This window comes from Alteriqipengyuania halimionae (assembly GCF_009827575.1).
Taxonomy (GTDB): Bacteria; Pseudomonadota; Alphaproteobacteria; order Sphingomonadales; family Sphingomonadaceae; genus Alteriqipengyuania_A; species Alteriqipengyuania_A halimionae.
Window position 1 is genome coordinate 1,132,664 of the sequence record NZ_WTYR01000001.1, and the last position, 22,917, is coordinate 1,155,580.

The 22,917-nt window shown below is 60.4% G+C and carries 26 protein-coding genes; 15 read left to right on the forward strand and 11 right to left on the reverse strand.

Translation table 11 applies throughout. The features are described 5' to 3' along the window. Positions 1-11: 11 nt before the first annotated feature. Positions 12-275, forward strand: a complete 264-nt coding sequence (locus GRI68_RS13620) for a hypothetical protein (protein WP_199799719.1) — start codon at positions 12-14, stop codon at positions 273-275. A gap of 139 nt (positions 276-414) precedes the next feature. Here GRI68_RS13620 and GRI68_RS05515 read toward each other — a convergent pair whose 3' ends face one another. From GRI68_RS05515 to GRI68_RS13960, 5 genes are all read right to left on the reverse strand, one after another. After that, positions 415-2,178, reverse strand: a complete 1,764-nt coding sequence (locus tag GRI68_RS05515) for a bifunctional DNA primase/polymerase (RefSeq protein ID WP_160616313.1) — start codon at positions 2,176-2,178, stop codon at positions 415-417. Further along, positions 2,175-2,348, reverse strand: a complete 174-nt coding sequence (locus GRI68_RS05520) for a hypothetical protein (protein ID WP_160616314.1) — start codon at positions 2,346-2,348, stop codon at positions 2,175-2,177. Before GRI68_RS05520 ends, GRI68_RS05515 begins: the two co-directional genes overlap by 4 nt. Beyond that, positions 2,345-2,569: a helix-turn-helix transcriptional regulator gene (locus GRI68_RS13870; RefSeq protein ID WP_160616315.1), complete on the reverse strand. Its 225-nt coding sequence runs from the start codon at positions 2,567-2,569 to the stop codon at positions 2,345-2,347. Before GRI68_RS13870 ends, GRI68_RS05520 begins: the two co-directional genes overlap by 4 nt. Before the next feature lie 103 nt (positions 2,570-2,672). Further along, a complete protein-coding gene (locus tag GRI68_RS05530; RefSeq protein WP_160616316.1) occupies positions 2,673-3,299 on the reverse strand; it encodes a hypothetical protein in 627 nt (208 codons plus the stop codon). Continuing rightward, on the reverse strand, positions 3,286-4,428 hold the full coding sequence (locus GRI68_RS13960; protein ID WP_160616317.1) for a tyrosine-type recombinase/integrase: 1,143 nt from the start codon (positions 4,426-4,428) through the stop codon (positions 3,286-3,288). Before GRI68_RS13960 ends, GRI68_RS05530 begins: the two co-directional genes overlap by 14 nt. 201 nt (positions 4,429-4,629) lie before the next feature. Here GRI68_RS13960 and GRI68_RS05540 point away from each other — a divergent pair, with 201 nt between their 5' ends. Next, positions 4,630-6,228: a hypothetical protein gene (locus GRI68_RS05540; RefSeq protein ID WP_160616318.1), complete on the forward strand. Its 1,599-nt coding sequence runs from the start codon at positions 4,630-4,632 to the stop codon at positions 6,226-6,228. 427 nt (positions 6,229-6,655) lie between these two features. Here the strand turns inward: GRI68_RS05540 and GRI68_RS05545 are convergent, their stop codons facing one another. Further along, positions 6,656-7,342: a DUF6445 family protein gene (locus tag GRI68_RS05545; RefSeq protein WP_160616319.1), complete on the reverse strand. Its 687-nt coding sequence runs from the start codon at positions 7,340-7,342 to the stop codon at positions 6,656-6,658. Positions 7,343-7,365: 23 nt separating this feature from the next. Then, the gene (locus GRI68_RS05550) at positions 7,366-9,135 is read right to left on the reverse strand and encodes a DUF885 domain-containing protein (RefSeq protein WP_160616320.1); all 1,770 of its coding nucleotides are present in this window, start codon (positions 9,133-9,135) and stop codon (positions 7,366-7,368) included. Between the two features lie 102 nt (positions 9,136-9,237). Between GRI68_RS05550 and GRI68_RS05555 the strand changes: the two genes are divergently transcribed. From GRI68_RS05555 to GRI68_RS05575, 5 genes are all read left to right on the forward strand, one after another. Beyond that, on the forward strand, positions 9,238-10,041 hold the full coding sequence (locus tag GRI68_RS05555) for a crotonase/enoyl-CoA hydratase family protein (RefSeq protein WP_160616321.1): 804 nt from the start codon (positions 9,238-9,240) through the stop codon (positions 10,039-10,041). A 65-nt stretch (positions 10,042-10,106) separates the two neighbouring features. Continuing rightward, positions 10,107-11,375 (forward strand): 3,4-dihydroxy-2-butanone-4-phosphate synthase, encoded by a 1,269-nt coding sequence (ribB, locus tag GRI68_RS05560; RefSeq protein WP_160616322.1) that lies wholly within the window; start codon positions 10,107-10,109, stop codon positions 11,373-11,375. 18 nt (positions 11,376-11,393) lie between these two features. Beyond that, on the forward strand, positions 11,394-11,816 hold the full coding sequence (gene ribH / locus GRI68_RS05565; protein WP_160616323.1) for a 6,7-dimethyl-8-ribityllumazine synthase: 423 nt from the start codon (positions 11,394-11,396) through the stop codon (positions 11,814-11,816). A gap of 226 nt (positions 11,817-12,042) precedes the next feature. Then, positions 12,043-13,500, forward strand: a complete 1,458-nt coding sequence (locus GRI68_RS05570) for a hypothetical protein (protein WP_160616324.1) — start codon at positions 12,043-12,045, stop codon at positions 13,498-13,500. A gap of 38 nt (positions 13,501-13,538) precedes the next feature. Beyond that, a complete protein-coding gene (locus GRI68_RS05575) occupies positions 13,539-13,856 on the forward strand; it encodes a hypothetical protein (protein WP_160616325.1) in 318 nt (105 codons plus the stop codon). Between the two features lie 850 nt (positions 13,857-14,706). Here GRI68_RS05575 and eno read toward each other — a convergent pair. Beyond that, the gene (gene eno, locus GRI68_RS05580; RefSeq protein WP_160616326.1) at positions 14,707-15,990 is read right to left on the reverse strand and encodes a phosphopyruvate hydratase; all 1,284 of its coding nucleotides are present in this window, start codon (positions 15,988-15,990) and stop codon (positions 14,707-14,709) included. A gap of 198 nt (positions 15,991-16,188) precedes the next feature. On the opposite strand from eno, the gene GRI68_RS05585 reads away from it, so the two are divergent. The 7 genes from GRI68_RS05585 to GRI68_RS05615 all read left to right on the forward strand — a co-directional run bounded on the left by GRI68_RS05585 (position 16,189) and on the right by GRI68_RS05615 (position 20,188). Further along, a complete protein-coding gene (locus tag GRI68_RS05585) occupies positions 16,189-16,761 on the forward strand; it encodes a hypothetical protein (RefSeq protein WP_160616327.1) in 573 nt (190 codons plus the stop codon). Between the two features lie 52 nt (positions 16,762-16,813). Continuing rightward, positions 16,814-17,260 carry a phage holin family protein gene (locus tag GRI68_RS05590; RefSeq protein ID WP_160616328.1) on the forward strand — a complete coding sequence of 149 codons (447 nt, stop codon included), beginning with the start codon at positions 16,814-16,816 and terminating at the stop codon, positions 17,258-17,260. Further along, entirely contained in the window at positions 17,257-17,550 is a 294-nt protein-coding gene (locus tag GRI68_RS05595; RefSeq protein WP_160616329.1) for a hypothetical protein, read from the forward strand. The genes GRI68_RS05590 and GRI68_RS05595 overlap by 4 nt, the downstream gene beginning before the upstream one ends. Positions 17,551-17,620: 70 nt before the next feature. After that, positions 17,621-18,103: a hypothetical protein gene (locus GRI68_RS05600; RefSeq protein ID WP_160616330.1), complete on the forward strand. Its 483-nt coding sequence runs from the start codon at positions 17,621-17,623 to the stop codon at positions 18,101-18,103. Positions 18,104-18,219: 116 nt separating this feature from the next. Beyond that, the gene (locus tag GRI68_RS05605) at positions 18,220-18,450 is read left to right on the forward strand and encodes a DUF4170 domain-containing protein (protein WP_160616331.1); all 231 of its coding nucleotides are present in this window, start codon (positions 18,220-18,222) and stop codon (positions 18,448-18,450) included. A 49-nt stretch (positions 18,451-18,499) separates the two neighbouring features. Then, the gene (locus GRI68_RS05610; RefSeq protein WP_160616332.1) at positions 18,500-19,603 is read left to right on the forward strand and encodes a PA0069 family radical SAM protein; all 1,104 of its coding nucleotides are present in this window, start codon (positions 18,500-18,502) and stop codon (positions 19,601-19,603) included. Between the two features lie 90 nt (positions 19,604-19,693). Further along, positions 19,694-20,188: a YbjN domain-containing protein gene (locus GRI68_RS05615; protein WP_160616333.1), complete on the forward strand. Its 495-nt coding sequence runs from the start codon at positions 19,694-19,696 to the stop codon at positions 20,186-20,188. A gap of 16 nt (positions 20,189-20,204) precedes the next feature. On the opposite strand, the gene GRI68_RS05620 is transcribed toward GRI68_RS05615, so the two are convergent. The 3 genes from GRI68_RS05620 to GRI68_RS05630 are packed head-to-tail and all read right to left on the reverse strand — an operon-like array spanning position 20,205 to position 22,465. Then, positions 20,205-20,633, reverse strand: coding sequence for a DUF1330 domain-containing protein (locus GRI68_RS05620; RefSeq protein ID WP_160616334.1), 429 nt, complete (start codon positions 20,631-20,633; stop codon positions 20,205-20,207). Next, positions 20,630-20,845 (reverse strand): PF20097 family protein, encoded by a 216-nt coding sequence (locus GRI68_RS05625; RefSeq protein ID WP_160616335.1) that lies wholly within the window; start codon positions 20,843-20,845, stop codon positions 20,630-20,632. The genes GRI68_RS05620 and GRI68_RS05625 overlap by 4 nt, the downstream gene beginning before the upstream one ends. Positions 20,846-20,848: 3 nt before the next feature. Then, entirely contained in the window at positions 20,849-22,465 is a 1,617-nt protein-coding gene (locus tag GRI68_RS05630) for a long-chain fatty acid--CoA ligase (protein ID WP_160616336.1), read from the reverse strand. Positions 22,466-22,545: 80 nt separating this feature from the next. Here GRI68_RS05630 and GRI68_RS05635 point away from each other — a divergent pair, with 80 nt between their 5' ends. Beyond that, positions 22,546-22,875, forward strand: coding sequence for a hypothetical protein (locus GRI68_RS05635; protein WP_160616337.1), 330 nt, complete (start codon positions 22,546-22,548; stop codon positions 22,873-22,875). Positions 22,876-22,917: the final 42 nt, after the last annotated feature.

Consider the following 22,917-nt stretch of genomic DNA (forward strand, 5'->3'; position numbering starts at 1 on the left):
AGGAATGATGCATGACGATACTGAAAACCAAAACGCCCGCTGCTCCGAAGGCAAAGGCGGACGCTAAACCGAAGACCATCGTGCTTGCTGATCTCTGCAAGGAATTGAAAATGAAGCCGCGCGAGGCGCGCATGCTGCTGCGGCTGGCCGTCAGCAAGAAGGAAGAGTACCCCGCCCTCACGGAGGCCCACGTAGCCCGTCAGCCGTGGCAATGGACCGCCGGGTCCGAGGCGCTCAGCGAGGCTAGGAAGGCGCTTACCACCTTGGTGGAATGAAGGACGCCGGGCCAAGTGCCCGGCATCCCACTTTTGGTTTTCATGTTTTCACGTTTTCAGCACCGGTGATCGATCACCGTGATCGCGAAGTCGCCCCCTCACATCAGCGGTGTGAAAACATGAAAAGGTGAAAAGGTGATCATTCGGGCGGTAGCGCCCAATACCACTTCTTGCCGTCACGCTGGGGCACGATGCCGAGTTCCTTTCGTGCCCGGTCCAGAGTCGATGCGCTGATGGCGTGGGCTTCAGCATTCCGCTTAAGCGGTCCAACCTCTTTCTGCCCATCGGCAAGCGCCTCCAGCAAGTAATCCCTCGCAACCTGCCGTTCGTCCTGCGCTGGTCCGCGCGCAGACGCATCGGACGACAGGAACTCGTCGGCATCGATTTTGATGAATTTATCGAAACTGATTTTCGGCTGCTCACCCTCCCGGCCATCGGCGTCACCCATGATAAACAGCATGGCATCGCCCCTCTCAAAGTTGGTCTTCAAGTGAAAGACTATGAAACCCCGCACATCGTCATTGCGCCGCGCCAGACCGAACTGGTTGCGAGAAATGCCAACGAAGTCGGTCGACCCCAGTCCCTTTTTCATCGCTTGTTCCTGCGGACCCTTGCCGAAATGGCGGACGCATATGATCGCACAGCGCCGCCTGTCGGCAATCTCAGCCAGACGTGACATGAACTCTCGAACCTGAATGTTACTGTTGCCATCAACGCCCGTCATGGTCGCCTGTATCGGGTCGATGAACACGAGACGTACTTGCTTCTCGGCAATTTCACCGTCCAACCAGTCTGTCATTTCCTTCGAGAGGTCGAATGGAGTCGTTTGAATGAACACACGCGACAGGTCCGCCCCGTTCGCCTTCAATCGCGGCTTTATGACCGCACCCTTCAGGTCTTCGAAATTCAGTAGGAAGCAATTTGCAGGCTTGATCTTCTCGCCGTTCGGTAAGGTCTGGCCGCGACTAATGCGTGCACAAAGCCACGCGCTGAACTGGCTCTTTCCGTCGCCCGGATCGCCGTCGAGCAAGCCAAGCGTGCCAAGGCAGATGTAGGGATACCAGAGAAACTCCAGCTTCTCCTCGGGGATCTCCGAAAAGGGGATCATTTTGGGCAAGGTCTTGGCCGGATAGCGGGATACACTACGCGCGATCTGCCGAATCTCGCGATCGGGCAGCGGCTTTTCGGACATGTCTTGGTTCAGCGCCTTGAGCGCCGCTAATACCGACTGTTGCGGCACCCCCTTCGAATGCAGATAGCCAGCAAACTGCGTCAGCGTGCTGTTGCGCATTCCGACCGGAATCGGCCCATCCCCGCCCGTTTCTGGTGGCTCGTCGCGCCGCTGTGTGATCGAAGCAATATTGTCGGGCAACTGCGCGAACGGCTCATCTTCCCATAAGGCATAGGTCCACCCCGATATATGCATCGAGCCGGGGCCGACCACGTAGCATCCCGGCCCGCTCTTCACGTCGAGCTTTTCGCGCGCACCGTTTCGCGAGGGCATGTCGCCGCTAAAGTAGAAGTGGAATCCCCGAGCTGTTTTGACCGTGAAAGTCGGTGGTGGTCTATAGCCAGATCGAAATTCAACCAACGACTGTTCACTATCGCAATCGATAACCGTTAGGTCCTCGGTCACCACACCATAGTTCATATCGGGATGTTGCCGATGCCATTTGCGGATCGACTTGAGCTTGGTGGTTGCATCTTCTGCCCATCCCGGCGCGAGCGCGAGTATCGGATGCTTACCGGCCTTTTCGCAATTCTTGCGGCCACATGTGCATCTACCATCGACAATGCCGTGGGTCGGCAGGACACGAATGCCCTGCCTTGCGAACCACTCCATATTGCCGAGAACCGAGGCTGGTCGGTCGAATGTCACGCGGATTTTGAAGGGCTTGTTCATTGCTCGCCCTCCTCATCGTCATCGACGGGAATTCCAGGTAGCGGCATCCGGAGGATTTCTCCCAATGTCGCTTGATAATCCTCTTGAGTGTCTGCCTCGAAGAAGAAGACACGCGTCTTACGACGACCGGTATACAGATCGTCATACTGGCGGGTGAAGCAATGGATCATCGGATTGCCTCCCGCTCAGCAGCCAGCTTGTCGAGGTGAGCGTCTACTTCGTCCTTCAACCACGCCACCGAATGGTCCCCGATCCGAACGCGCTTGGGCCAGCGTCCACCGGCCTCGAGGCGTAGAAGCGTACTGGGACTTTGCGTAACGCCAAGACGATGCAAATGCTCGCGCGTGTAAAACCGGCGGCGCACGCCCCGGTCAGTTGATTGGTCAGTCATTTTGAGTGTTCCTCATCAAGTTTCGTTGATGAGAATGGCCATTCTCGTGAGCCTAAATGGCGCTATTTGCGTCGATGCGCTAATCGTTGCTCTGGCAAAATTTTCACGCTTTGGCGGATTTCTTTGCCCGGAGCTTTATGTAATCCCGCAGATGCGGATCGACGGAGATCAAATCACCGCATATCACCTTACATGCTTTTCGGATTATAATGGGCGCTAACGAAACGTCATTCTTCCCGGTGTGGTGATCGCGAGCCACCGTTATCCCGGCTTCATCGCATGCAACGGCCAATTCGGAAACGAGTTCGAAGCGTATCTCAGCATTAATCGTCGATTTATCCGCAATGCGGTCTTCGAGGCAGTCGCCGAGCTCATCGGCATATCGATCGAGCTTCTCTAGAAGGCGTGCGAGTTCCGCCAATTCGGCTTCGGTCAGTTCACTCGGAAGCGTATCGGGTTTGCCTGAAAGCTTGGCAGGTTCCCGGAGGGTGGCAACTAGTTCAGTCAGCGATGGCTGCAGGTCATTGCGAAGCCAATCTAGCCGGACCTTCGGTGTGATACTTGGCCCTATCGAGAAGTTGGTCGGTGTGGTTTCAATTATCCTCAGAAAGCGCTGACCAATCGGTTCGAAGCTCCGTGTCAGATCGGCCACGGTTGCGTCATCCAAACCAGTGGCTTTGCTAAGATCCTGCTCAAATTGAGCGTCGAATAATTGATCAGAGTTCTTCAAGGTACCGCCCCCATTTCTCCAACGAATTGCGCTTTTCATTCATATAGTCGTGCCTGTTATAGACCGCCGCAACGCCCGAGATCACCCCGCTAATGTGGTTCAACACCTTTTCCGCGACATGCGGTTCTACACCAAGCCCAGCCATGCCTGAGGTTGCACTGCGCCGTAGGTCATGTAGATGCCAACCGGATGTACCCGACACCACGTGAAGGCGGCGCAGAGCCTTACTAAAGCTGCTGATGGGCGACACGCGAGTTGTGGTGAATACAAGGTCGCAATCGACGAACTGGGGTACTTCGTCGAGTAGCTTCATCGCATAGTTGCTGAGCGGGACGACATGCGGCTTGCCGTTCTTCGACCGCTCGGCGGGAATGGTCCATGTCCGCTTTTCCAGATCAAGTTCGGACCACCGCATGTTAGCTAGCTCTCCCCTCCGCTGCGCAGTCGCCAGCAGTAGCGGAACAAATTGCTTGTAGGGGTAGCTGTCCTGTCCGCAGGCCCGCAGGAGGCGCACGATCTCGCCATCATCCAGCACGCGGTCGCGCGCGACTTCCTTATGCTGCTTGCGGATGCCGTTGGTCGGGTTCGTCTCGACAATCCCGCGTTCGATGCACCAGTTGAACATCTTCCGCATGTTCGCAAGGATACGGTTCGACTGATAGCGCGCGCCGCGCTCCGAGGCGGCATCCATGATTTCTAGAATGTCGGCACGGGCGATCTTCCGAATGTCGCGTTGACCGTGAACGCTGACGAATTCGCGGTTCAGTATCCGCTGTGTCTCCCTCCAACTCCGATTGTTGGGCCGGGCATATTGGCGGATGTAATCTTCAACTACCGCCTCGACGAACAGACCCGGCTGACGACGGCGACTGCCGGGATCGATGCCTTCATCGACCTGACGCAAGGCGTCCATCGCCTTCTCACGCGCTTTCGCCAGAGAGACGACCGGGTAACGACCGAGCGCCAGCCGCCGTTGCTTGATCCCATACCAATATTTGACGCTGAAACTGATCGTACCGCGAACGCTCACACGGGCACTGAAACCGGGGCACAGAAGGTCGTGAACTTCATAGCGCTTCGCTTTCGGTCTTAGGGCCTTGAGAGATTTATCAGTGAGCGCCTTGCGCACGTGCCGTTCCTTTCAACGGCACATCAATAATCACGGTTTTCCAGCAATCTCAAAGAAAACCCTGGGTCCCGGACGGAATGAAGCAGAAAAGTTGGGCATGAGGCTATATGATGAATTGATCGACACCGCCCGAAGCAGAAAGTTCAATTTATGCCCCCTAAATATGATCAGCCAGCAAAAATTGAGGCTCGAAGGCGGAGTTTGGCTCATGCCATCGAATGCCTTACGGTCGCTAGGTCGGAAAGTGCTGTGGTCCCTCGCAACCATGTGCGAAAAATCAAAGATTTTATGGATGGCAAGAGCACATCGTATGACGCGGCAGCTGCATCCGCGCTGGACGAAGAAACAATAGCGGTTTGGGAAGCCTTCTGGGACGCACATTTTGCGCCAAAAACAGCTGGTGAACTGAAAATTGCCTATCTGGCGGGTCCCGAACCCCTCAACGATTTTCGTGTCCTAATCGAGCTGGGAGTTCATCCTTTTAATATCTGGGCATTCGAAACCGATAACCCAACATACAATGCTGCCCTGATGGAAGTGGCGGAATCCGAATTTCCGCTTTTGAAGCTACGACGCGGAAGCCTTGATGCATTTCTTAGAACAGCTCCGACGGTGTTCGATATAATCTATTTAGATGCGTGTGGCCCTCTTCCGAGCACAGGTCAGTCGACCTTGCGCACGCTAGTTGATATCTTTCGATACAATGGGCTTGCCTCGCCGGGTGTCCTAATCACGAATTTTGCAGCACCCGACGAAAGCGACGAGCAGCAGGCTTCAGCATATGCTGATCTAGTCAGCGCCAGCCTATATCCTAGACCGTTTTTGGAAGCGCCCTCGGACTCGGAAGTAGACTCAGCAGAAACGTGGAATATGGACGACGGACCTCAGGCACATGGCTTTGTTTGCAAGGACCAAATGAACACCGATGAGTCGTTTTTCCATGAAGTTCGGAAAGATCTACAATCCTACTATGGTCAGTATATCACGCGGCAGATTTTCGATGTTGCCTCGCTCATTGCGCCATGGACCGTGTTTGCGAATTCGGAGGCCTGGAACCTCTATTTGAAGGAACCTGCTTCGAAGGTTGCAGCCTCATCTGCGGATTTTGGTCCTTCCCCAGAAGATGACGTCACCGTTCTAGTTACAGATTCTGACATGAACGCCATTGGCTGGACATTGAACGCAAGCAAGAACGGTAAACCTTACGATGATGTCAATTATCCGATCCTTGAAACGGGATCGGTGAAATTAATCGACTCATGGCGTAAACAGCTTTCAGGGCAGCCCACTCCCAAAGTCTCAGCAGAACAGGCTCTAATTGCCTATCACGTCATAAGGAGTGAAGAGCAGGCATTTGAGACGCCAGCGTTCGATGCGATTCTTAACGGTTTTCGCTACCTGGATAAGATGTTCCTTTTTTGCGATGTACCCAACGACGAGCTTGCACTGCTGCCCCTCGTGGCGCAGTACACACGACCCATGCACTACAATGTCGAACGTACGCGTCGCTTCAGCTATGTTGCGAAGTCTACGCGCATGTTCATGGACGTAGTTCCGTTTGATGCTTGTCGGTATGTTTATGATTGGTTGCCGCCCGTGGACATGGCTCCCAGTGCCTTCGAACTTGAAAATTTCCAACTCGCATTTCGGTTCGCTTTGGACGGGATCGCAAAACATACGATCCGATATAATAGGGAGTATTTTTTCGGTGTGCACGTTGCAGGTGTCAATCACGAAGGCTTCTGCGAAAAGCTTCTTAAACCACGGAAGGAAATCGGAGAACCAAACAATGCGTTGTAGTGGTTCTCCCCGGTTCATTCGATGGATTGGACCTGACACAGCAATCATCACTCGATATGATAATGCATTGACCCGCCGGTCGTTTGGTTGGGCGCCCTGCCCGAAACGCCGCACTAAGTGCCGCGCGACATTTTCTGGAAATTCAGTTTCAATAAGATGCGTGTCTTGGGCTGGGTCCCGCTGGGGTCACAGACGACTGAATTTGCCTGCTTGGACCTGAAAGAGCCTGCGATAACCTGCGGACCCCAACCGTATGATTTTCGAACGAAATGAGGCGATTTGCATCGATATAACAAGAGCTTAAGCCGCACTCTTAATCAGCGGGTCCTTGGTTCGAACCCAAGTGCGTCCACCATTTTTCCGAACTTTTATACAGACCTCTCTCGCAGCGATCGTCGCGCGACAAGGACCGGTCATGGCTCTCGCGCTATGCTCCGCGCAGGAACATGTTGACCGTAAGACGCCCTTTGGCGGGATCGGCGGAAAGCAATTCGGGTTGCGAGATGACGCCCGAATGCAGCAGTCGACCGCGATAGAGCGCCAAACGGTCGGGACGTGCTTCGACCTCTCCGATCATCTCGTAACGATCGCTATCGCCGTAGCAGTAGCCGGGCGGGGGCGCGCCAAACTCGCGTTCGTCTTCGCCCTGCGCTGCATTGTAGCCGGCCTGACGCGCGGGCGTGATCGCTTCAAAACCGGTGCGGCGATGGCGATAGAAAGCGGTCCCGCCGCTCTCCTTGTCGCAAAGATAATGCATCACCGCGATCAGATCGCCCTGGTCGTGGTCGTAATGCGGAATGCGCTGGCGATCGGACAGATCGGCTGGATCGCAGGTCACAAGCGAGAAGGTCGACACTTCGAGCGACACGCCGCGCCGAAAACCGAACACGCGCTGCATGATCTGCATTATCAGGTCGCGGCGAATGTCGAGATAGGACGGATCGGCCCAGGCCCGGATGCCCGGGTAGGACGCACCCGGATCGCGATATTCGGCCTCTTGCGCTGCCGCGCACAGGCGCTCGGGCGCGCCGGTGAATCCGTCGATGATGACCAGCGGTTCCGTCTCGCGTCCGAGCTGTTGGACGGTGACCTTGGCAGGTTGGATCGATGCCATGCGATTGCGGGCCGGGTTTCGCCCTAGCCCTCCTGCTGCGCGGCGATCCAGCGATCGATATGCGCGTCGAGCACGTCGAGCGGGACCGCGCCGTTTTCGAGCACCGCGTCGTGAAATGCGCGCAGATCGAATTCGCTGCCCAAGGCTTCTTCGGCCCGGGCGCGCAGCTCGCGGATTTTCAGCTCGCCGATCTTGTAGGCCAGCGCCTGACCGGGCCAGGTAATGTAGCGATTGACCTCGGCATCGATATTGCCCGCCGACAGCGCAGTGTGCTCGGTCATGAAATCGACCGCTTGTTGCTTGGTCCAGCCCTTCGAATGCAAGCCCGTATCGACGACGAGACGGGTGGCGCGCCACATCTCGTAGCTGAGGCGCCCCATCTGCTTGGCCGGGGTATCGTAGATCCCCATCTCGATCCCGAGGCGTTCCGAATAGAGTCCCCAGCCCTCGACGAAGGCGGTGAAGAACGTGCCGTTGCGGCGCAGCGGGTGGAGATCGAGCTCCTGTTGCAGCGCAATCTGGTGATGGTGGCCCGGCACGGCTTCATGCGATCCGAGCGCAGGCAGTTCGTAGAGTGGGCGCTGGTCGAGCTCGGTCGTGTTGACGCGATAGATGCCCGGCTGCCCGGTCTCGAGCGATCCGGATTCGTAATAGGCGGTTGTGTTGCCCGGCGCCTGCGCGGCAGGGATCGGCAGCACGGTGTAGGGTTGGCGCGGGAGCAAGCCGAACAGCTTGGGCATCCAGCCATCGATCTGTTTCGCCAGCGCGCTCGCCGCTTCCATCAGCTCGTCGGGCGTTTTGGCGTAATATTGCGGATCGGTCCGCAAGTGCTCGATGAACGCCTCGCGGGTGTCGTATCCGGCCTCGGCGGCGACCCCCTCCATCTCGGCACGGATGCGCGTCACTTCCGAAAGTCCCAGCTCATGGACCTGATCGGCGGTCATATCGGTGGTGGTGAAGCTGCCGACGAGGTAATCGTAATATTCCTTGCCGCCCGGCGTGGCGGCGATACCCGGTGCACCCGTGCGGCACTCCGGCTCGTATTCGTCCCGATAGAAGTCGAAGAACTCTTCGTAGGCCGGGTAGATATCCTCGGCGATCACCTGGACGGCGCGCGCCTTGTATTGCGCCCATTGTTCGTCGCTGATGGTGGCCGGTTTCTGGCGGAACGGACCGTAAAATACGCTTTCTTCGGGCGCTCCGGCGATCAGCGTAGAGAGGCGCTCGACCGTGCCTTCCATCGGCGCGCAGGCCTGGGTCAGTCCCTTGTCGATCGCCACCCGCGTGCGGACGATGCCCTGCCGGTTGTAACCGGGATAGGCTTCGAGCCGCTGGAGATAGCTCTCGTAATCGGTCGCCGTGAAGAAAGGCGAGCGGTTGGCGAGGCCCGGCAGTGAAGAGAACCAGCCACCGCGATTGGTGAAGAGCACGTAGCGTGCCTGATCGAAGGCCGATCCCTTCACCGCATCTTCGAGACTGGTCTTCACAATCCCGTAATCGACCCGCAAATCGTCGGGCAACTTGCTCTCGTCGATCGCGTTCAGCCGGGCAAGGAATGCGCGAGTTTCGGCGATCTCGCGGTCGTATTTCTCGATCGTCATGTCGCCCAGCTTGCCGTCGTTTCGGCGATCGCCGACACTTTCGGAAAGCCACGGCGAGTTGTCGAGCGACCACTGCCAGATGTCTTCGCGCGCCTGCTTGTAGTCGTCCGCCTCGCCGGCGAGCGCGGGGGCGGCCAGCGCGAAGGTCAGCGTCACGGTGATCGCGGCGGCAATTCGGCGGATCGGATGCATGCAAAGTCTCCCTGTTGGCCGCGTGCTGCCATGGGGACGCGCGCTTGCCAAGCCGTGACAGGGCGCGGCGAGATGCTATGGGCAGCTGCAAAGGAGACACACATGGCCGACCCGATCCTCTACGAGCGCGATGATGACGGTATCGTCATCCTCACCCTCAACCTGCCCGAAAAGCGCAATCCGATTTCGGATCCGAGCGTAGTCGAGGGCCTGGAGGACGCGCTGGCGCGGCTCGACGACGATCGCCAGGCGCGAGTCGCGATCCTGACCGGGGCGGGCAGCTCGTTCAGCTCGGGCGGCGATCTCAAGGCGATGAAGGACGGCACCGGCCTGCGCGACCCCAGCCCCGTGCGGACCCGCCACAACTACAAGCGCGGCATCCAGCGCCTGCCGCTCGCCTTCGCGGCGTGCGAAGTGCCGATCATCGCGGCGGTCAACGGCTATGCGATTGGCGCAGGCTGCGATCTGGCCTGCATGTGTGACCTGCGGGTTGCCAATGAAAGCGCCAAATTCGCCGAGAGTTTCGTCAAATTGGGCATCATCCCCGGCGATGGCGGCGCGTGGTTACTGCCTAAGGTGATCGGCCACGCCAAGGCCGCCGAAATGGCGCTGACCGGCGATATGATCGACGCGCAACAGGCCTTCGCCTGGGGGCTCGTCAGCCAGGTCGTGCCCGACGACGAATTGCTCGATGCGGCAAAAAAGCTCGCCAAGCGGATCGCGGTCAATCCCTCGCACGCAGTGCGGATGACTCGGCGCCTACTGTGGGAAGCCAAGCGGTCCGATCTCGCCACGATGCTGGAAATGTCGGCGGCGATGCAGGCGGTCTCACACACCACCAGTGATCATGATGAGGCGGTTAATGCCTTCATTGAAAAGAGAAAACCGGTTTTCAAGGGGGACTGAACCCTAGTGTACATATACGGGTGCAAGGCTTGAAACCACACTTCAGTGTGATTATAGGCGCCCGCATGTCACATCCTATTGTCGAACGCGTTCGTTCACTCGTCGAAGACGGGTCTTTCTCCAAAGCCGGTCTGGCCCGCGCCGCCGGGCTCCACGCCAACACGCTGCGCGATTGCGCCGAGGATGGCTGGAACCCCACCGCCGATACGCTGAACAAGCTCGAGCGCTTCCTCGACGCGCAGGATGAAACGCCTGTGCTGGTCGGGATCGAGGAGATCATCGAGGAAGCGCGCAACGGCCGCATGTTCGTGTTGGTCGACGACGAGGATCGCGAGAACGAAGGCGACCTCGTTATTCCCGCGCAGATGGCGACCCCGCAGGCGATCAATTTCATGGCCACCCATGGCCGCGGCCTGATCTGCCTTTCGCTGGCCCGCAAGCGGGTCGAGGAACTCGGGCTCGACCTGATGAGCCGCAAGAACGGCACCCGCCACGAAACCGCCTTCACGGTCTCGATCGAGGCGCGCGAAGGCGTCACCACCGGCATTTCCGCGGCCGACCGCGCGCGCACCGTTTCGGTCGCGATCGATAGTTCGCGCGACGAGAGCGACATCACCACGCCGGGCCACGTCTTCCCGCTGGTCGCGCGCGATGGCGGCGTGCTGGTTCGCGCCGGACACACCGAAGCCGCGGTCGACATTTCGCGCCTCGCAGGGCTCAACCCCTCGGGCGTGATCTGCGAGATCATGAACGACGACGGCACCATGTCGCGCCTCGACGACCTGATCGGCTTCGCCCGCAAGCATAATCTCAAGATCGGCACGATCCGCGACCTGATCGCCTATCGCCGCCGCAACGATCACCTGGTCGAGCGCCTTGGCGAGCGCGACTTTACCTCGGATTATGGCGGCCAGTGGAAGCTGATCACCTATCGCAACAAGGTCGATAACAGCGAGAGCTTCGTCCTCCAGAAGGGCCATGTCGATCCCGCCAAGCCAACTCTCTCCCGCGTGCACACCATGTCGCTCCTGTCGGACATGCTGGGCGAGCCCGGCCCGTCCAAGCGCCAACTCCAGCGCGCCATGCAGGCGATCGGCGAAGAAGGCAGCGGCGTGATCGTGCTCCTCGTGCGCCCGCGCGAATCCGATCCGCTGCGCGGCGGGGACAACGATCCCGGCGCCGAATTGCGCACCTACGGCATCGGCGCGCAGATCCTCGCCGATCTCGGCGTGCACGACATGATCCTGCTCTCCAACTCGCAGCCCAACGTGCCCGGCATCGAGGGCTACGGCATCGATATCGTCGACACGCGCGACATTCCCGAAGGCAACTGACCCCAAAGGTAATTGATTATGGCGAAATTCCTCATCGTCGAAGCCCGTTTCTACGAGACGATCAACGACCAGCTGCTCGAAGGCGCGCGCACAGCGCTCGAGCAAGCGGGACACACGCACGAGACCATCACCGTGCCCGGCGCGCTCGAAATCCCGGGCGCGATCGCTCTGGCGATCGAGAGCGATCGCTATGACGGGTTCGTTGCGATCGGCTGCGTGATCCGGGGCGAGACCTACCACTTTGAAATCGTCGCCGGCGAAAGCGCACGCGCGATCATGGCGTTGACGATGGACGGCATCGCCATCGGCAACGGCATCATCACGGTCGAAACCGAGAAGCAGGCCTTCGCCCGCTCCGATCCCTATCGCAAGAACAAGGGCGGCGAAGCGGCCCAGGCGGCGATCGCGATGCTCGAATTGCAAGAGCGGTTCGCAGACTGATCGATCCAGTCCGGCCGATCACATTCGCGAACATCGCGATGTGATGCTGTAGGTTCAGGAGCACCCGCTCCGGGTCGTTATATCGGATCACGGCGACCGCTTTCCGACTCGTCACACCTGTCGATCAAGCGCTCGATTGGTCGCCGAACAGCGCCGAACAGCGAGCCGACGCATGCGATCGTTCGGCGCGATTGGCATGCCACATGTCGCGCGCTAGTCTCGCGCCATGGGGACGGAGAAAACACGCGCGGTCGATCTCGACGGCACGCTGCAACGACTCGATGGCGGGTCGTGCGTCAACCAGCGCGCACTCAAGACGGCGCACGCGCTGTTCACCCTGACCCCCGGCACGCGCAACGAACCGATCTCGCTGGGGGAACTGCTTGAAGCGCTGTGGGTGCTCGAGCTAATGCTGACCTCGAACAAGGTGTCGTTCGACGGAACGCTTCCGCCGTCCAAGGTCGCGCAGTTGCAGGACGAGCTCGACGATCTGGTCCGCGACAACAATTTCGATCGCGACCTGTTCGGCCCGGTGCGCCCACGCAATCTGGCCGCGCAGACCGGCTTCATGGTCGCGTCGGCCGGGCGCGCACTCGACGATCTGGCCCCAGCTGCCACCGCCAACGGTGCCGTCGCGCCGACCGAGGGGCTCGACCAACCGTTCCGCGGGGCGTCGGATGCGTTCTTTGCCAAGCTGGCCGAGGCGAAGGAATATCTGCGCCGCTCCGATCACTGGCTGGAAAGCGAGGAATTCGCGTCGTGGGCCGATGGTGGCTTTTCGGGCAGCAAATGCGTCGCCGGGATCAGCGGGTGCGGGCCGGAGGCGATCGACGCGGCACTGGCCCTGCCCGAGACTTACGGGATCGACCGCGCGCTCGCCATGGGCACGCTCGTCAACCGCTTCCGCTTCTCCTACATCCGCCAGCTCGCCTTTGCCGGACAGGATGTCTACGTGCCGCCCGATCGCTGGCAGCGGCTCTCGCAATTCCACGCGCTGACCTTCCAGGAAGCGGTCTCGCACCATTTCCGCGAGACCGCGATAGCCGATGCGCATCAGCTGATCGACGAGGCCAACGCCGATAGCGGCTATCGGCTCGCCCTTCCCCCGCTCGGCCTGTTCGCGTTCCTGCAAAAGGATGTGAAAAGCCCGCAGGACATTCTCGCCCGCGCCCATGCCGATTTCGCGCAATACGGCCTGCTGTTCCGGAAGTTCTCGCAGACGACGCGCGAGCTGCCTCCACCCGAAGGCGGCTGGGTCGCCATGCTCGGCGACGAAGGGCTGGATGCAGAGCACGAGCGGATCGAACGCTTCCTGTCGGATCGGCTTGGCAAGTTCGACCACGAAGCCCGGCATGACAACGCCTCGCTGATGCAGCGGATCAAGACCACCGCGATCGACTTCGCCACCGGCGAAGCCGGCTCGGCGATGTTCAACGCGGTCGGCGCGACGCTCAGTGTCACACTCGGCCCGCTTACCAGCGTGGGCAGTTTCATGACCGGCAAGATGCTCGGCTCGCTATACGGCGAAGGGACCTATCGCCTGCTCGGCCATTACGACCAGTATCGCGACCTCAAGACGCGCCTGACGGGCAAGTTCGAACACGTCGAACTTTCCACGATCGAGCGCAAGGTGAAGCAGGTGTTCGGCACCGAGCTGACGCTGCAAAGCGGCCAACGCGTGTAAGTTCTGGAACCTATCTGCCGACGGCCCGTCGAGCGGCCATGAACGGACCCCTCGAATGGATCGCCGCCATCGGCACGATACTCGCCGCCGGTCTGATTGCCGCAGACCTTGGCCGCAAGGTCACCGGCTGGGGCTTCGTATTGTTCTGCGCGGTCGCCGTCACCTGGGTGGTGATCGGCCTGACCGACAATGCCATCCCCATCGCGGCGATGAATGCGATCCTGCTGCTGATCAACGCCTGGGGCGTGTGGCAATATTTGCTCAGCCCCAAGAACCGCCGCGTGATGGAAAAGCTCGACCACGCACAGGAGGAAGCGGAGGAACAGGTCGAACGTGAGATGGAAGACGAGGGTTAGCTGCCGAGCGCAAGCCGCGCCTACCGTTGCGCTTCTTGGCTCAGCGTCCATGCAACCTGTACTTGGCCGGTGAAGATGGTCCGATATTTGCGGATCTCCTCTTGGGCCGCGCGATCGAAGCTGGCGAAGCTCGCGATCCGCTCCTGCACCCCGCGCTCCGCCTCGCGATTGAGCGAACGCGATGCGGCGGGGGATTTGGGTTGGCGTCTGGGGGTGTAGGCCAGCGCAGGCCGTTAGCGGTTCGTCAGCGTGGGCAAAGATCGGGTAGGACGAGGCGGAGAAGAGCGGCCATGCGAAAGGCCTAGCGCGCTTGCCTCTTACGGGCGATTCCGTATCGTCGCCCCGGAACTCTCGGAATAGCAGTTGTTGGTGCGAAGGAACAGGGCGGTCAAATGAGTTCCACAGGCAGGCATTGCCCTTCGGAACGGGGACGCAGCCGACCAACCGAATAGGTCCTTCAAGAGCTGAATGGAAAAGGTCGCGACGTGCATGGATAGACGATCATTCTTTGCGCTTCTGCTGATAACGGCAGTGGTCTTTTTATTTTTGGAGCCCGAATCTGGGGCAAACATTTCAATATCTATATTTATTTCATCATTATGGGCGATCTTGGAACTTCAGAATTCAATAAGCCTTAGGTTGTTGAAATATTCGTTCATATACTTGATATTAGCATCAGCAATATCATATTACTTTTTATTTGATGTGCATATTACCTATTCGTACACATATTATGCGGTCACCATGGCCAATGGCTGTTTTTTCTATACGGCCTTAAAATACTTTTCTTCTGGGAAAGAAGAATGATTTCCGACACGATAGTTGCGGGATCGCAGACCTGATCGTCCCGTTACGCCAACCGTCCGAAGCACGCCGTGCCGGCGTAATCCGCGCTGTCGCCCAGTTCTTCCTCGATGCGGATGAGCTGGTTGTACTTGGCGAGCCGGTCCGAGCGGGCGAGCGAGCCGGTTTTGATCTGGCCGCAATTGGTCGCAACCGCGAGGTCGGCGATGGTGGCGTCTTCGGTTTCGCCCGACCGGTGGCTCATCACCGCGGTGTAGCCCGCGCGCTGGGCGATGCTGACGGCCTCGAACGTCTCGGTCAGCGTGCCGATCTGGTTGACCTTCACCAGCAGTGAATTGGCCAGCCCCTTGCCGATCCCCATTTCGAGGCGGTCGGGATTGGTGACGAACAGGTCGTCGCCCACCAGCTGGACTTCGTCGCCGATCAGGTCGGTAAGCGCCTTCCAGCCTTCGAAATCGTCTTCATGCATGCCGTCCTCGATCGAGCGGATCGGGTAGTCGGCGCACAATTTGCCGAGGTAATGGGCCATTTCTTCCGAATTGAGCGAGAGGTTTTCGCCCGAAATCTCGTATTTGCCCTTGCGGTAGAATTCGCTCGCCGCGCAATCGAGCGCCAGCACCACGTCCTCGCCCGGCTTGAACCCGGCCTTGCTGACCGATCCCATGATGAAATCGAGCGCGTCGCGCGTGCTGGCGAGATCGGGAGCGAAGCCGCCTTCGTCGCCGACCGAGGTCGACAGGCCCTTTTCGGCCAGCGATTTCTTCAGCGTGTGGAAGATTTCCGCGCCCCAGCGCACCGCCTCGGCAATGCTGTCCGCACCCACGGGCATGACCATGAATTCCTGGATGTCGATCGGATTGTCGGCATGTTCGCCGCCATTGACGATGTTCATCATCGGCACCGGCAACATGTGCGCCGACACCCCGCCGAGATAGGCGTGGAGCGGCAGGCCGCGCGCATTCGCCGCCGCCTTGGCCACCGCCATCGACACGCCGAGGATCGCGTTCGCGCCGAGGCGGCCCTTGTTGTCGCTGCCGTCGAGCGCGATCATCGCCAGGTCGACTTCGCGCTGGTCGTCGGCATCGACGCCCAACAGCGCATCGGCGATCTCGGTGTTCACGGCCTTCACCGCCTTCAGCACGCCCTTGCCGAGATAGCGCTTCTTGTCGCCATCGCGCAGTTCGACCGCTTCGTGCGCGCCGGTCGAAGCACCCGAGGGCACCGCCGCGCGGCCGAAGCTGCCATCGTCGAGCAGCACGTCGACTTCGACCGTGGGATTGCCGCGGCTGTCGAGGATTTCGCGTCCGTGGATGTCGATGATCGCAGTCATGGCAAGGCCTTTCGTCGAGGAAGCGTTGTATGCAAATAACACAGCCCCGATTACGCATTCGAGGCCGTTCCGTTCGCTGGCCTCCTATGCGGCGGAACATTGGCAGGCAAGCCGCGTTGGTTTGATGAAGGGTGCGGGGGAGATTTCTCCTGCACCGGCAAAAATCTGCAATCCCTAATAGGGGAAAGGACCGATATGATGGCCGACGAAAAGAAACCCACCAAGAAGAAAACCGCTCCGCGCAAGAAGGCCGCTGCCCCGAAGGCAGTCCCCGCTGCGACAACGACGACGGCGACCACCAGCAATACCGAGCAGGCGAAGAGCCGTTTCTCGGCTGCGGTCGACGAAGCCAAGGCCGGCGCCGCGCTGCTGCGCGACGAAGCCAAGGTCCGTGCCGGCGAATATCGCGGCAAGGCCCGCTCGCAGGGCGATAAGCTCGTCGGCGATGCGAAGGGTTACAGCACCGAAGCCAAGACCTACGCCGCCGACATCGCGCGCGATGGCAAGGACAAGGCATCGGACGCGCTGGTCTCGCTCAGCAAGACTATCGACGACACCGCCCTCCAGATCGATGAACGCTTCGGCGCCGAATACGGCGATTACGCCCGCAAGGCCGCCCGTTCGCTCCAGTCGAATGCCGACAAGCTGAAAGCCAAGGAGCTCGAGGAACTGGGTGAAGACGCCCGCGAATTCGTTCGCAAGAGCCCCGGCACGGCTGTCGGTATCGCTGCGGTCGTGGGCTACATGTTCGCCCGCGTGTTCCGTCGCTGATAGAACTCGACATTCCATTGACATCAGAAACTAGGGGGGCTTTTCGCACACCATGACGGAGAGCCCCCCTCCCCTCGTTCGCGACAAGCATCGCGCCAAGAAAACCCCCGACAGCCCGGCGGAGCGTTCGTTGATAGACGACGTCACGCAGCTGATCGACGACGGCAAGACCTATGTCGAAGCCGAGGTCGCCTATCAGTCGACCAAGGTACAATTCATCGTCGATCACCTCGCGCAGGCTGCGCTCAAGGGTTTGATCGGCGCCGTGTTCCTGGTGATCGCGCTGATCGTTGGATCGGTCGGCGTGCTGCTCGGACTGCGTGGCATCGTCGGAATCTGGTGGGCGATCGGCATCGTTACTCTGTTCTGGGCGCTCGCTGCCGGGATCCTGTTCCAGCGCATGTTCCGCGGCTTCGACCAGATCAAGGAAGCGATGGGTGCCCGCGCCAAGGAGCGCGAGCAAAGGGGCGAAGACGATGAAAGCGAGAACGGGGGATGAGTTCGTTGCGTAACCGGCTCGAAGAAGACCACCTTGCCCGCGATGCGGCGAAAGCGATCATGCTCGCCGATTTCGAGCGCATGAAAGCCGACCTTTCCATGCGCGGGGTCGGCGGCAGGATCGCCGACACGATTTCCGAAGAGGCTTCCGAAATGAGCGAGGAAGTGATCGCACTCGCCGAAGAGAACAAGGCCGTGATCGGCGGCGTGGTGGCTGCGCTGGTCCTGTGGCTCTCGCGCGGACCGATCGGGCGATTGCTGGGTTGGGACGAGCGCGAAGACGACGAATAGTCGGAACGCGCAAGCCTCCGCATGCGTTGATAGAGCAAACCCGTTTTGCACCCTATCCTCCGGAGGAAACATGACAGTCAGTGACGAAAAGCGCCAGCGGATCCGCGAGAAGATCGCCGCTTCGCAAGAGCGTCTCGAACGCGATGCGATCGCCGAGCGAGAGAACGAGAGCGAATACGCCGTCAAGGCGCGCGAACTCGGAAACTCGGCGAAGAGTTTTGCCAAGGACCACCCGGTTCTCACCGTGGCCGGCGGCCTCGCCGCAGGCGCGCTGATCGCCGCGCTGATTAAGCCAAAGACTGCCCGCGCACTCGGCAAGAAGGCTCTCACCTTCGGTGCCGTCGCCGCTGAAGGTGCGATGCTCTACGGCAATCGCGCGCTCGACAGCGCCGGCGATGCGGGCTCCGAAGCGCGTGACCGGATCGAGGATCTGGGCGAAAGCGTCGCCAGCAGCGCCGGCGATCTTGCCCGCGAAGCCGAACGCTTCGGCCAGGCCGCGCTAGAGAATGCACGCGAAACCACCCGCGCGCTATTCGAAAAAGTCCGGCGCTAATCGACATGCAAATGTGATGATACGGGCGGGCGACCTTGAGTTGCCCGCCCGTTTCGCTATGGGGCGGCGCAAATCACCAGGCCCATCGCTCCGGGCCGCACCAGCAGGATAATCCGATGGAAGAACAAACCGCCGAACAGACGCTCTATCTCGTGATGGGCGGCCGCGTCACCGATCCGCGCGCGATCACCTTTGCCGATCCCGAAGGCCTGCATGTCGCAGGCGTGTTCGGCGACTACGAAGCGGCCGAGAACGTCTGGCGCGGCAACGCCCAGCGCACGGTCGACGATGCCGAAATGAAATACGTCATCGTGCCGCTGCACAAGCTGCTCGACCCCGAGGGATAAGCACGATTCCGCGCGTGACGCGCGGTGTTGTTCCTGTTACGTTCCATGGGTGGATGACCGCCCTGCCCCTCCCGAACGCGTGCATGGCCGCGGCGCGCAAAGCGACGCCGTACCCACCCGATTCGGCCTCGCCACGCGCGAGGTCGATGGCGACTGGCGCGATCATGTCGAGGCGCTGGCCGCGGAAGAAGGCGGTCCTCCGGTAAAGCTGCGCACCACGGTGATCGAGGAACGGCCCAAATCGATCCTCAGCTTCAATCGCTCGCCCGATATCGGGTTCGACCAGTCGGTGAACGCCTATCGCGGCTGCGAGCATGGCTGCATCTATTGCTTCGCGCGGCCCAGCCACGCCTATCACGACCTTTCCCCCGGGCTCGATTTCGAGACCAGGCTGTACGCCAAGCCCGGGGCCGCCGAACTGTTGCGCGCGACGCTGGCGAAGCCCGCCTACAAGGCCAAGCCGATCGCGATGGGGACCAACACCGATCCCTATCAGCCGATCGAGCGCGATTACCGGATCACCCGGCAAGTCCTCGAAGTGTGCTTAGACGCGCGCAATCCGGTGACGATCACCACCAAGTCCGACCGCGTGCTCGACGATATCGACCTGCTGCAGGAGATGGCCGAGCGCAAGCTGGTCGCGGTGGCGATATCGGTCACCACGCTCGATCCGCGCCTGTCGTCATTGCTCGAACCGCGCGCTGCGGCACCGGCGAAACGGATGGCGGCGCTGGGGCGCCTGGTTGAAGCCGGCGTGCCCGCGCATTGCTCGATCGCGCCGGTGATCCCGGCGATCACCGACGAATTCATGGAAGGCATCATCGCGCGCGCGGCCTCCCTCGGCGTGCGATCGGCTGGCTGGATTATGCTGCGCCTGCCGCACGAAGTCGCCCCGCTGTTTCGCGAATGGCTGCAAGTCCATTTCCCCGAGCGTGCGGGCAAGGTGATGAGCATCGTGCGCTCGGTGCGCGAGGGGAAGGACAACGACCCCAATTTCTTCAGCCGCCTGCGTCCGCGCGGCGTGTGGCCCGATCTGTTCCGCGCCCGCTTCGATCTCGCCTGCAAGCGTGCCGCGCTCGATCGCCCGCGCTTCGAACTCGATTGCAGCCAATTCCGCGCGCCGGAAATTGGCGGGCAGATGCGGTTGTTATAGAATGGCGGTGATCGGCTGCGTACGATCCCGACTGTGGCGGGTGCGGATTTAATGGGACAGTGTCGACCGACACCCGATGGAGGAGAATTTATGAAAGCGTTCTTGGCTGCGGCGACTGTCGCACTGGCATTCACAAGTCCGATCGCGGCGCAATCCTACGACCCCGATCGCCGGATCGAAACCTTCACCCGCGCCGATCTCAAGGCTGTGCTCGACAAAATCGAAGCGAGCTACGAGGAAGGCGGCGAGCGGCGGAATATCGAGATCGTGTTTGCAAACACGCTGAAGGCCGACGCCTTGCTGATGGCTTGCGAGGACGAAGACACCGAGAGCGAATGCTTTGGCACCTCCATCCTCGCGACATTCTCACCCAGCGAGGGGACGAGTGATACCGCGATCATGGAGGCGATCAACGAATTCAATCTCCGCCAGCATTTCGGCCGCGCCTATATCGATCCGGAAGGCACGATTTCGCTGCGGATGTATATCATTTCGGATGGCGGTATTCTGATGGAGAACTATGCCCTCCAAATCGGTCTGTTCGTATCAGCAGCCGAGCGGTTCGCCGGTTATCTCTACGATTGATCGTTTACGGTGAGGATCACGAAAACCCCTCGCCGCCGCCGCTTTTGGCGAACCGGATCAGCCGACTGTCCTCGACCGCTGCGGTCCGGTTCACCACCGCCTTCTGATATTCGGCATCGGTGATCATTTCGAAGAACGCCGCGGCGTCCGGATATTCGGCGATGAAGGCCGCATCCCAATGCTCGTCATCGGGCCCCGTGAGCACGGTCTCATAGCGGCCGCGCCAGACCAGCTTGCCGCCGACGCGGGCGAAGATCGGTCCGCTGGTCTTCCCGTATTCGCGATAGGCCTCGTCGCCAGACCAGCCCTTGCCGTGATTGGGATGATCCTCGGGATAGGCCGCTTCCTTGCGGTAACGCACCAGGTTGAACATCTGGATCGGCGTATCGCGCGGCAAGTTCTTGAACGCGGCGAAGTTGGTGTCGCTGGGATTGACGTAGGTCATGGGGCGTAACTTTCGAGATAGGAGCACGAGGTGCAGCGCCAGGTCTGGACCGCGCGCCGCGCCTTCTTGTCGATCTTGAGGCCATACCAGCGCTTGTCGGGTGCGCCGGGATGCCAGAACGGGATCGAAGGCGCCGAATAATCGCTGGAATCGATCGTGAAGCCCTCTTCCATCTTGCGACCGCATTTCGGACAGCTCTTCGATCCCGCCATGGATCAGGCCTCCAGCACGTAATCGGAAAAGCGCGCGCGCAGATCCTTCTTGCTGATCTTGCCGGTCGCGGTGTGGGGGATGTCCTCGACGAATTCGACCGCGTCAGGCAGCCACCACTTGGCGACGTGCGGCTCGATATGCGCGATCACATCGGCGGCGGTCACCTGCTGGCCCTCCGCCTTGACGCAGAACAGTACGGGCCGCTCATCCCATTTCGGGTGGGGCATGCCAATCGCGGCAGCCTCGGCGATGGCCGGATGGCCGACCGCGGCATTCTCGAGTTCGACCGAGGAAATCCACTCCCCGCCCGATTTGATCACGTCCTTGGTCCGGTCGGTGAGTTGCAGCGTACCGTCGGGATGAATGATGCCGACATCGCCGGTATCGAACCAGCCATTCTCGTCGACCGCGTCTTCATCGGCCCGGAAATAGCGTTTGACCACCCACGGCCCGCGCACCTGCAGCGCGCCGCTGGTCTTCCCGTCGCGCGGAAGCGGGGTAGACATGTCGTCGAGATCGACCGTGCGCAGTTCGATCCCGAACACCGGGCGGCCCTGCATCTGAACGATCGCGACCTTCTCCTCGAAGCTCTTCTCTTCCCAATCGGGCGTCGGTGCGCCGACCGTGCCGACCGGGGAGGTTTCGGTCATCCCCCAGGCGTGGGCGACGCGGATGCCCTCTTTCATCAGGCGCTCGATCATAAAGCGCGGCGCGGCCGAACCGCCGATGATCGCCTGCTTGAGCTTGGGCAGTTCCGCGCCGGTTGCGTCGCAATGCTGGAAAATGCCGAGCCACACCGTCGGCACGCCTGCCGAATGGGTGACGTTTTCGCGATTCATCAGTTCAAGCAGCACTTCGGCTTCGTTCGAGCAGCTATAGACGAATTTGACGCCCGCCATCGCACCCGCCCAGGGGATGCCCCAGGCCGCGGCATGGAACATCGGGACCACCGGTAGCATCACGCTGTGGGTCGAGAAATCGAACGCCTGCGGCTGAAGGCCGGCCAGCGCGTGCAGATAGGTCGAACGGTGTTCGTACAGCACGCCCTTGGGATTGCCGGTGGTGCCGCTGGTGTAGCACAGCATGCAGGGATCGCGTTCGTCGACATCGACCCATTCGGTGTCGCCATCATGCTCGCCGATCCAGTCCTCGAAACCGATATCGGAAATCTGGCCTTCGGGGACGGTGGTCGGATCAAAGCAGATGTAATGCTCGATCGTGGTCCACTTGTCCTTCATCTTCTCGACCACCGGCGCGAACATCGCGTCGTAGAGCAGGACCCGGTCCTCGGCATGGTTGGCGATATATTCCAGCTGGTCTTCGAACAGGCGGGGATTGATCGTGTGGAGCACCCCGCCCACGCCGACCGCGCCGTACCAGGTCACGAGATGGCGGGCATGGTTCATCGCCAGGGTCGCGATCCGGTCGCCCTTGCCGATCCCCAGTTTCCGAAGCGCCTGGGTCATCCGCAGTGCATCGCGGCGCACACCGGCCCAGTCGGTCCTGGTCTCGCTGCCATCGGCCCAGCGAGTGACATGCGTGCGCGGTCCGTGTTCGCGCGCTGCATGGTCGATCAGATGGGTAACCTTGAGTTCGTAATCCTGCATTCCGCCCAGCATCCGGCGTCTCTCCTCTCATATTATCGCGCCCTTCATGCCGAGGCTTGCGCGGCTTGGCAATCATCGCCAGAGGCTGGCGCATGAGCGCATTGCAGCAGGCGAAGACCTTTCTCGTCGAAAACCTCCACCTGGCGAAGGACGCGCTGCACATCTACGTGGCGCTGCTGGTGTTCTTCGGGGCCTGCCTCGTCTTCGGATGGAAGGCGCGTGACTGGAAACCGCTTGCCGCGGTGGTACTGGTGGCACTGTTTGGAGAAGCGTGGGACATGCGCGACCGCATGGTGCAGGACATCGCACCGGACTATGCCGCTCATCTCAAGGATCTGTGGAACACGATGCTGGCGCCGACGGCGATCGTGCTGCTGGCGCGGTTCAGCAATGTGTTCCAGCGCGGTTCGCGTCGCAAATAGGCGACGGGCGGCAAGGCCGAAGCCCGCCGCCCCCCCGTGCCG

Bases quoted from the DNA above. Each gene is read 5' to 3' on its own strand.
- GRI68_RS13620 (WP_199799719.1), top strand. From the start codon at position 12: ATGACGATACTGAAAACCAAAACGCCCGCTGCTCCGAAGGCAAAGGCG.
- GRI68_RS05515 (WP_160616313.1), bottom strand. From the start codon at position 2,178: ATGAACAAGCCCTTCAAAATCCGCGTGACATTCGACCGACCAGCCTCG.
- GRI68_RS05520 (WP_160616314.1), bottom strand. From the start codon at position 2,348: ATGATCCATTGCTTCACCCGCCAGTATGACGATCTGTATACCGGTCGT.
- GRI68_RS13870 (WP_160616315.1), bottom strand. From the start codon at position 2,569: ATGACTGACCAATCAACTGACCGGGGCGTGCGCCGCCGGTTTTACACG.
- GRI68_RS05545 (WP_160616319.1), bottom strand. From the start codon at position 7,342: ATGGCATCGATCCAACCTGCCAAGGTCACCGTCCAACAGCTCGGACGC.
- GRI68_RS05550 (WP_160616320.1), bottom strand. From the start codon at position 9,135: ATGCATCCGATCCGCCGAATTGCCGCCGCGATCACCGTGACGCTGACC.
- GRI68_RS05555 (WP_160616321.1), top strand. From the start codon at position 9,238: ATGGCCGACCCGATCCTCTACGAGCGCGATGATGACGGTATCGTCATC.
- ribB (WP_160616322.1), top strand. From the start codon at position 10,107: ATGTCACATCCTATTGTCGAACGCGTTCGTTCACTCGTCGAAGACGGG.
- ribH (WP_160616323.1), top strand. From the start codon at position 11,394: ATGGCGAAATTCCTCATCGTCGAAGCCCGTTTCTACGAGACGATCAAC.
- GRI68_RS05570 (WP_160616324.1), top strand. From the start codon at position 12,043: ATGGGGACGGAGAAAACACGCGCGGTCGATCTCGACGGCACGCTGCAA.
- GRI68_RS05575 (WP_160616325.1), top strand. From the start codon at position 13,539: ATGAACGGACCCCTCGAATGGATCGCCGCCATCGGCACGATACTCGCC.
- eno (WP_160616326.1), bottom strand. From the start codon at position 15,990: ATGACTGCGATCATCGACATCCACGGACGCGAAATCCTCGACAGCCGC.
- GRI68_RS05585 (WP_160616327.1), top strand. From the start codon at position 16,189: ATGGCCGACGAAAAGAAACCCACCAAGAAGAAAACCGCTCCGCGCAAG.
- GRI68_RS05590 (WP_160616328.1), top strand. From the start codon at position 16,814: ATGACGGAGAGCCCCCCTCCCCTCGTTCGCGACAAGCATCGCGCCAAG.
- GRI68_RS05595 (WP_160616329.1), top strand. From the start codon at position 17,257: ATGAGTTCGTTGCGTAACCGGCTCGAAGAAGACCACCTTGCCCGCGAT.
- GRI68_RS05600 (WP_160616330.1), top strand. From the start codon at position 17,621: ATGACAGTCAGTGACGAAAAGCGCCAGCGGATCCGCGAGAAGATCGCC.
- GRI68_RS05605 (WP_160616331.1), top strand. From the start codon at position 18,220: ATGGAAGAACAAACCGCCGAACAGACGCTCTATCTCGTGATGGGCGGC.
- GRI68_RS05615 (WP_160616333.1), top strand. From the start codon at position 19,694: ATGAAAGCGTTCTTGGCTGCGGCGACTGTCGCACTGGCATTCACAAGT.
- GRI68_RS05620 (WP_160616334.1), bottom strand. From the start codon at position 20,633: ATGACCTACGTCAATCCCAGCGACACCAACTTCGCCGCGTTCAAGAAC.
- GRI68_RS05625 (WP_160616335.1), bottom strand. From the start codon at position 20,845: ATGGCGGGATCGAAGAGCTGTCCGAAATGCGGTCGCAAGATGGAAGAG.
- GRI68_RS05630 (WP_160616336.1), bottom strand. From the start codon at position 22,465: ATGCTGGGCGGAATGCAGGATTACGAACTCAAGGTTACCCATCTGATC.
- GRI68_RS05635 (WP_160616337.1), top strand. From the start codon at position 22,546: ATGAGCGCATTGCAGCAGGCGAAGACCTTTCTCGTCGAAAACCTCCAC.